Origin of the sequence: Mycobacterium sp. UM_Kg27 (assembly GCF_000972905.1) — a bacterium.
Taxonomy (GTDB): domain Bacteria; phylum Actinomycetota; class Actinomycetes; order Mycobacteriales; family Mycobacteriaceae; genus Mycobacterium.
In genome coordinates this window covers 1-629 of record NZ_JRMM01000312.1, presented here as the reverse complement: position 1 = coordinate 629, position 629 = coordinate 1, and the positions used below count along the sequence as shown (strand labels likewise).

Sequence of the window (629 nt, the reverse complement as noted above, 5' to 3'; positions counted from 1 at the left end):
GTAGTGGTGCAGTGCGGCAACGAATTTCCGGCTTCGAAATTGCGACCCGCGGTCGGTGTGCAGCACACAGCCGGCGACATCGCCGCGGCGGGCGACCGCGTTGCGCAGCGCGGTAACGGCCAGCTGCGATTTCATCCGGTCGGCGATGCTGTAGCCGACGATCCGGTTGGAGAACACATCCTTGATCGCGCAGCAGTAGAGCTTGCCCTGCTCGGTGCGATGCTCGGTGATGTCGGCCAGCCACAAATGATTGGGGGCATCGGCGGTGAAGTCCCGGCCGACCAGGTCATCGTGAACTGGCGGACCGGGCCTCTTGCCGTTGCGACCCCGCTTCTTGCCGAACACGCTCCACAACCCGTTGTTCGAGCAGATCCGCCATGCGGTGCGCTCGGCCATCGGCTGACCGGCAGCGCGGGCCTCATCGACCAGGAACCGGTAGCCGAACTCCGGATCGTCCCGATGAGCGTCAACGAGGGCGTTGGTGCGGTAGGCCTCGACGATCTCGGCATCGGTGACCGGTTCTTGAAGCCACCGGTAGTAGGGCTGGCGAGCAATGTCCAGTACCCGGCACGTCACCACCACGGGGATCCCGTCGGCGGCGAGCTCGCTTACGAGCGGGTAGAGCCTTT

General features: G+C 65.2%; 1 protein-coding gene. It reads right to left on the bottom strand.

Translation table 11 applies throughout. From position 1 onward, the window contains the following. On the bottom strand, positions 1–629 hold a 629-nt coding region (locus LI94_RS24140; protein ID WP_192831023.1), incomplete at both ends, for an IS3 family transposase.